Annotated in this window: 6 protein-coding genes and 1 pseudogene; 3 read left to right on the top strand and 4 right to left on the bottom strand. The window is 39.6% G+C overall.

What is annotated here, in order from left to right; all coding sequences use genetic code 11:
• From EAE91_RS22000 to EAE91_RS21990, 3 genes are all read left to right on the top strand, one after another.
• On the top strand, positions 1-252 hold a 252-nt coding region (locus tag EAE91_RS22000; RefSeq protein ID WP_244868985.1), incomplete at its 5' end, for a fucose-binding lectin II.
• Positions 253-657: 405 nt separating this feature from the next.
• The gene (locus tag EAE91_RS21995; RefSeq protein ID WP_214090320.1) at positions 658-1680 is read left to right on the top strand and encodes a fucose-binding lectin II; all 1023 of its coding nucleotides are present in this window, start codon (positions 658-660) and stop codon (positions 1678-1680) included.
• Between the two features lie 697 nt (positions 1681-2377).
• A complete protein-coding gene (locus EAE91_RS21990; protein ID WP_214090319.1) occupies positions 2378-3826 on the top strand; it encodes a flavin-containing monooxygenase in 1449 nt (482 codons plus the stop codon).
• A 200-nt stretch (positions 3827-4026) separates the two neighbouring features.
• Here the strand turns inward: EAE91_RS21990 and EAE91_RS21985 are convergent, their stop codons facing one another.
• The 4 genes and pseudogenes from EAE91_RS21985 to EAE91_RS21970 all read right to left on the bottom strand — a co-directional run.
• Positions 4027-6153, bottom strand: coding sequence for a M48 family metallopeptidase (locus EAE91_RS21985; protein WP_214090318.1), 2127 nt, complete (start codon positions 6151-6153; stop codon positions 4027-4029).
• A 391-nt stretch (positions 6154-6544) separates the two neighbouring features.
• Positions 6545-7105 (bottom strand): rhomboid family intramembrane serine protease, encoded by a 561-nt coding sequence (locus EAE91_RS21980; protein WP_214090317.1) that lies wholly within the window; start codon positions 7103-7105, stop codon positions 6545-6547.
• Between the two features lie 209 nt (positions 7106-7314).
• Positions 7315-7440, bottom strand: a pseudogene (locus EAE91_RS21975) (IS630 family transposase); the annotation flags it as partial.
• A 66-nt stretch (positions 7441-7506) separates the two neighbouring features.
• The coding region (locus tag EAE91_RS21970) for an Rpn family recombination-promoting nuclease/putative transposase (protein ID WP_214090316.1) at positions 7507-8102 on the bottom strand (596 nt) is incomplete at its 5' end.

Genomic DNA, 8102 nt, shown 5'->3' with positions numbered 1-8102 from the left:
ACAGTAAAAGTCTATATTGACGATCTTCTGGTAGATACATTAACCGGTAAAGGAACAGATACTAAAGCTTATACATCCGGTACAGGAAGAGTCTGTATTGAAATTATCGGGGATGGCAAACCCTGTAAACTCCGTTACTCCTATAATACCCTTGACGGAAAACCGGGAACAGTCACTATTGGTGCCGAAAATGACGCCAATAATAATTACAACGACAGTGTGGTGGTATTGAATTGGCCATTGGTGAATTAGTTTAAAATACCTTATTAATTTCACCACAAAAAATCATTAATAAATTAAAGCGGCATTACGCCGCTTTTCATATAAAAATATAATTAATTTAATATATTATTATTAAAATACAAAAAAATTAAATAAAAATACAAAATAGCGCATTACACTTTAATTGCACAATATAATTCTTATCTCTTAGTACATATTTATATTTTCGCAAAAAAACAACATTATTAAATCAATAAATAATTTATCAATATATAACATTGTCACAATCTATCTTTTACATTAGTTTTCACAGTGTAAATTTTTCTGTTTCGCCAAATGGTTTTAATATTATTGCTATATTTTATCTGCGAACAGAAAGTTTAATAAATATGCAAAATCAATCACAAACTTAAAAACCATAAAGGATATATATTAATGAATCTACATGTTTATTTATTCCTTAATGCAGATAACGGCAGATTTAATGACACATTACATATACCAGATAAAAACTACCCTCAGCCTATCAGTAACGATTGGCCTGATCTTCCTATCGAGTTTCAAAGACATATTGATGATGTGATTAATTTAAATGGTTATTTATATTTTTTTAAAGGCTCGCAATATGTTAAATTTAACATAGCGAAAGCTAATGTAACTGATGGCCCAAAATTTATCGCTGAGGGGTGGCCCGGACTGAAAGGAACCGAATTCGAAAATGGGATAGATGCAGCCATAGAATTAACAACAAATATTGTTTGTTTCTTTAAAGGCAGTGATTGCATTGATTATGCCGTAAACTCACATACGATTAAGCGAAAATCTATATCAGACAGATGGGAAATAACAAAGAAATACCCGGAATTTACTAAAAATCTAGATACTGCCACATGGAGAAAAATTCAGCAAAATAATCCTGTGATTGATTTCCTCAAAGATAATAATAAGCTCGGATTTTTTCCGTCATCAAACACTTTTGCATATCATTCTCTTGTTGATTCTTATACCGGAGGAGCCTTCAAAACAGCTCAAGCAGCGGTATTGATTGACACCGATTTATTAGGTAGTGACCGAGGCAATAATGGAAGTTGTGGCGGAACATGTGGCACCAATGACACAGGTAAACACTGTTTCCAGTTACCTCAAAGTATTCGATTTGGCCTGACAGCCTATTCTAATACCGATATTCATCGGCAAACAGTAAAAGTCTATATTGACGATCTTCTGGTAGATACATTAACCGGCAAAGGAACAGATAATCTAATGGCGACTAAAGCCTATACATCCGGTACAGGCAAAATCTGTATTGAGATTGAAGGCGATGGTAAACCCTGCAAGCTCCGTTATGCCTATAATACCCTTGATGAAAAACCCGGGACAGCCACTATCGGTGCCGAAAACGGTACCAAGAATAATTACAATGATTGCGTTGTGATATTGAATTGGCCTCTAATGTGAATGACATATGCTTTAGAAATTGCATCATCAATAAAAATAAAATGCCAAATCCCTAAGAAATAATGCTGTTCGGTTAAAACACTTGAACAACTTCACATGTTTAAAATAATTCAGAGAATTGCCTGTTCTCTGGATTATTTTATCGAATTAACCGAAAAAACTCCCCACGAATAGCTAGGATTTAAAAACTTTGGCAAGATATTCAATCAATATACCCTATGGATTTCAAGATGCATCGCGACGGCAAGGGAGTGAATCCCCGGGAGCATAGATAACTATGTGACCGGGGTGAGCGAGCGCAGCCAACAAAGAGGCAACTTGAAAGATAACGGGTATAAAATGCATCTAATCTCCCCTCCGCCAAGTTCTATCAGGTTCACTTTAACATCCTTGCATCATACAATATTGTCTCAAGAGCAAATAGAAATGCTTGAGTAAATTTTTGGTGGTATTTGTTTCGTCTATAACGTGACTTAAACACGGTGCCCAATATTCATATTTAAGGGTTGAAAATATTCTCAGACTAATTATTTACTTGTGGTGGTAGGGAATATTGACACGTTAAACACTTATAATGAGCAATGTAAGACTAAAGCAATTTCATATTACTATGCTACTGTCAATGACGACAAGAATCACGTTGCTTTAGCTAGGTAAGTTTCAACTGTTTAAAAAATACTTTGCAGGAGAAATAACAATGGATAACTATTATGATGTTTTGATTATTGGCGCAGGTGTTGCCGGTATTGGTACAGCATGTCATTTAACAAGGAAATGTCCTGATCAGAAGTTTATTATCATAGAACGTCGCCAGAGGATAGGCGGTACTTGGGATTTATTTCGCTATCCCGGCATTCGCTCTGATTCAGATATGATGAGCTATGGCTATGAATTCCGCCCCTGGACAGACACCAGTATTTTTGCCGATGGGCCCTCAATTAGAAGTTATGTCAATGCAACGGCAAAAGAGTATGAAGTTGATAAGAAAATAGAGTTTGGGCTAAAAATTACTCATACTGACTGGTCAAATGCAACTCGCCAGTGGACCGTTACCGCAATTGACGAAATCAGTGGGGAAACTCGGCAATTTACCTGTCGCTTTCTCATCTCAGCAACAGGTTATTACAACTATGATGAACCTTATTTACCTAAATTCCCCGGTATTGAAGATTTCAAAGGCCCAGTAGTTCATCCTCAACTCTGGCCTGAAGAGTTGGATTACAAAGGAAAACGAGTTGTTGTCATTGGTAGTGGCGCAACAGCAGTTACTTTACTGCCTGCAATGGCACATGATACTCAACATATTACGATGCTACAGCGCTCTCCCAGTTATATCTTTTCAATGCCTGGCAGGGATAAGATGGCAGAGCTTTGCAAAGGCATTATTCCACAGCGCTGGATTTACACATTGAGCAGAAAGCGCAATCTTTTTCTATTTAGCTTAATTTATAAAATAAGCCGACATTTACCTACATTATTGAAATCGTTTTTACTGGCATTGGCTCGCAAGCGTGTCGGCCCAGACTTTGACATGAAGCACTTGACGCCAAAATACATGCCGTGGGATGAACGGCTCTGTCTTATTCCCAGCAATAACCTATTTAAGGTACTAAAAGAAGGTAAAGCCTCTATTGTGACTGACCATATTGTCCGTATAACTGAAAACAGTATCTTATTAAAATCGGGCGAGGAATTACCCGCAGATATTATTGTTACAGCAACTGGGCTGAAATTACATTTTCTTGGTGGAATTGAACTCTCTATTGATGGGCAAAAGCAACAAAGCCATGATCGCATGCTTTATAAGGGAACGTTGATACAGAATATCCCTAATATTGCCTGTCTATTTGGTTATATCAATAACGCCTGGACATTGAAAGTTGATCTATCCGCGGATTATATCTGCCGCTTATTGAACGAAATGAAGCGTCGCGATGCTACCGTTGTAACACCACATGCTCAGCCGGGTGAGATGCAGGAGGATGAACATATTTTTGGCGCTTTGCGATCTGGTTACGTAAAACGCGCAAACGACTCGCTTCCTCGTCAGGGATATAGTCCAAATTGGCAGACTCCACATGATTACAAAAAAGATAAACAAGTTTTGGGACAGCCTGTAGATGATGCCGCGTTGAAATGGACATAACCACACAAAATTAAAAAATCAGTGGTTATACCCGTCATCTTTCAAGTTGCCTCTTTGTTGGCTGCACTCGCTCACCCCGGTCACATAGTTATCTATGCTCCCGGGGATTTGCTCCCTTGCCGTCGCGAAGCATCTTGAAATCCATAGGGTATATATCCTTTATTAGCAGCCCGTTATCACAAACGGGCTGCTAATTGTTATTAATCAGATTTATGTTGATCCAAAGCATGTTGGGCATGTGCAGCTTGAAGATAGTTATGGATCATTTCAACAACTTCTTTATCTGATATTTTTTTACCATTGGCTTTCAGCGTTCCTACAAAACCATAAAAGAGATGGCGTTTTTTCTTCCGTAATTTTCCTCTACCTAATCGTTTTTTAGGCGTCATATCTGGCAGAGTGGCATTATCTGCCAGCTCAAGCGTTAATGAACTCACTTTGAAGAAGAAGGAATCAAAAGTCGTATAATTGAAATCAATAATATTACGTAGAGGATAAGATGTCTGAAAATCAGGGCCACTGATTTTTGTTGGCTCCCAAATTATTATGCTGTTTTTGCAGCGTTTATAGATGATAATTGCGAATAACAAACAAGGTAAATTGACTAAAGCAATTAGTGCCGAGACTAAAAAAAGTGCTTCTAATATATTCTCTGAATTGATTTCTTTTATAACGAAAGACAAAAAGAATCCACTGCCCACCATAATCATAAAAATAAAAGTCGAAATAAACATAAGATTACGTTTGCTGGATACGGTCAACGTGGTAGTTTCAGACGCTAATACCGCCTGTTCCTCCCAAATTTGTTTCTGCTCTTGATAATACTCGTCAATTTCACCTGACAGGTTTTGTGTTAATTCCACTGAAAGCGCTTTAGCATCAGCAAATAGATCATCAATATTATCATAATGCCCTGCTTCAACCGGGCGCGAAGCATAATCCAACAACTCCTGCTCTATTGGTTGCTCTAGTGCTTCAATGCGTGATTTAGTTGTTGGATGCGTATCCGTTGGGTGAGTAAGCTCATTTTCCAAGAACTGGCCCGCATCAGGAACGCCATTCTCGCGCAGGTTATCAAAGATGACAGGCAAGAGATCATCGGCTTTCAATTTACCTTCAAACAACACTGACAATTGTTGGTTAACCGCCTCGCTCACCGCAGAAATACGTAATAGAGCGCTAGAAATTGCTTGAGCACTACTCAACCTTGCCCCCACCGCATCGGCTGCATATTCACGGATACGGCTCCAATGATTAACCGCAAAATCAAATTGTTGGATGAAGAATATACCCAAATAAATCGAAGGACTCATAACCAGACGGCTATAGTAATCTTCTCTATCCTTGATGTTACTGATCATCACATCGATGCTGCGGCTCATGCCTGCGTAGATAGGGGAAAAGTGGAGACTATAGGTGGTATCTTCACCGGTAAAGTGCCCCAATTCATGGCCAATCACCGCTGCGGATTCTGCACGACTTAACAATGCCCCGTAGACTAACGGGAAGTATAAGGTACGACCTTCAAGCACCTGTTCATTGTTAACACAGACAGGATAGGAAGTCACAAAGAAACATTCCGTCAAACCGACAACAATATTGTCTGGCGGCGCTGTACCGACTTGTTCAGCTAACGCATTGATCCATTGCCATAGGCCAGGAGCCTCCTCTGGAGTCACGGGTTTCCCCATCAAATGGGAGGCGGAAGGAGAAAACATAACAAAACAGTGTCTGAGTTTCGCAATACCCTTAATGATGCACCACAGAATTGCCAATGCTATCACGCCCGCGACAGCAACAATTTTTGCCCCGTCGCCTCTCATTTCAAAATTACCAATAAACCAAAGTATTTCGTAGCTGATCAGGGAAAAAATACTGAGGCCAATCAATGTCATCTGACCGACAAGAATAAAAGGCAGCAACCGGCGACAGTGATCAAATACCCTCAATAATTCATCGCGGGATTTGCGGGCCACCTTACCACTACGCATACATAGCAAAATCGCGAATCCACCTAACAGTAGTGATAATACGCCACCGCCCATCGTCCCTAGATCTAAAATTGACTGAAACTCGCTGAATGTGGCTTCTTTGCTATTAATTATTTCATTTGTTCTATTGAGGATTTGATTGACGGTAAAAGAAGTGCCGCCTATTTCCATTGTAATATTGGGATCGGTTTGCAACAATTGTGTCGCTTCGGCATGTAATAATTTAATACTATCGAGGGATTCAGTCAGTTCACTGGTTCGGTAATATTGCCAGCCACCATAACAACTTAATACTAACGGCAAAGCAAGTAACCAAAGAAAGAGTCTGTTACGCATTGAATATGTCCTATTTATACCCGTCATCTTTCAAGTTGCCTCTTTGTTGGCTGCACTCGCTCACCCCGGTCACATAATTATCTATGCTCCCGGGGATTAACTCCCTTGCCACCGCGATGCATCTTGAAATCCATAGGGTATATACTCTTATTAACATAATATTATTTGTTTTTTTAAACACAAATAAAATTTTCACCTAATGGAAGTAGAGTTCATCGTTCTGTCTAAAACAGAGTTAAATTGAACTCTATTGAATGATATAGAATAACTCATTTTCTATTTTAAATGGTAACTCATTTATTCTCGAAATAAAGGTAACTAGGTTTATTTTTTTGCTGTTGACTATTAGTGAGCATCCGAAATGGGGGGGTAATCTGCCTCCCCCCTAAAACTAATGGCTCGTTATTACCCATCTCTTCGACAGCCAAGAGAAAACCAGACCAGATATCGCACCAAAAATATGACCTTCCGTTGAAATATCCTCTTGCCACGGTAATAAGCCAAACACAATCCCACCGTAGTATACAAACACCAGAATCGCAAAGAAGAAATCTTTTATTCTTCTCAGGAAAAAGGCGTTAGCCAGCAGTAATCCCCATAGACCAAAAATCCATCCACTGGCACCTATATGAATAGCCGTGCGCCCAAATAACCAAACTAATGTTCCGCCCATAAAGATAATAAACAGGCTGGCTAGCACATAATAACGTATGGAGTGTGCCATCAGTAACGCACTCAATACTAATAATGCGGGGAGATTGCTGAATAAGTGCCCCCAGTCACCATGCAGGAATGGAGATAGCGGAATACCAATTAACCCTCGGGAGTATCGGGGAATGATACCGAAATTACTTAGTGCGCCACCGGTTAAAGTATCAAACAATTGGATTATAATCAGTATTACTGCTAATCCTATTAGCATACGAAAGCGTTGCTTTAGCCCTGTTTTCACTGTGTTGTTGCCTTATGATTCATTGGAAATCAAAATGAATTTTGTCTCAATAAAGGTGTTATGAGCAGAGTTGGCACTACTAGCACCATATCCTGAAAGTTTGAAATTTAACAGTTTTAATGTAAAAGTTAAACTCTATTTTGACGCAACCAATTCGGTTTGGCGATAAAAAAACAATCATAAATAACTTATATGGACACCGACTCTTTTTATTCTCTGCTATTCATGTGGGGAGATGAATTTAAAAACGTTTTCACTTTCTCAAGCAACTGCCACATATACTGACAGCCATGATTTCGTACCACCGTTTCATACAAGGATTGCCACAGACGCTCCCTATCAATAAGAACAAAAATGCCGATCTCGAATATCGGCATTTTGCTGTAAAAGAGAAGATTAATTTAATGCTTTAACATTTCAATTTTATCCCGGCTCAGTCCGGTACTGGTGACAATAATGTCCAAACTCACGCCATGCTGTAATAAGGCACGAGCCGTTTCCACTTTACCTTCCTCTCTACCTCGCTCAAGCCCTTTTTGTTCAAGCTCTTCTGCAATAGTCATCAACATCGTTTCATGCTCCGGAGATTGTTCAATCAGTTGATGGACAAATTGTGAGAGATCCAACGTATGTCCATTCAGTAAAATATAGCTTAACACCACATTGCGCTGCTCAGTTGTATTATACCCCGCATTCAAAAGTTTCACCAATTGGGGGACCCATTCCAGCATATCCCGGCAGCGGATGTGTTTTTGCACCAACTCCATCAGTGCAACCCCTTTATGTGTCAGGATCTCTTCATCGCTGAGCGCACTGACGTCCACCAACGGAAACGCCTGACGGTATAAGCGAGCCGCCTGTTCGGGGAGCGTAAAACAATCCAGCCACCGGTTTGAGTAAGGATACGGCCGAATCTCACCATGATAAAACAACAGAGGTGCCACCAAAGGGAGTTCAGTATGGCCTTTTTTCAGGTGAGCCGCCATAGCTAACATGG

The organism is Photorhabdus noenieputensis (assembly GCF_018448935.1).
Taxonomy (GTDB): domain Bacteria; phylum Pseudomonadota; class Gammaproteobacteria; order Enterobacterales; family Enterobacteriaceae; genus Photorhabdus; species Photorhabdus noenieputensis.
The sequence above is the reverse complement of the archived record's forward strand: the minus strand, read 5'-3'. Positions and strand labels throughout refer to the sequence as shown.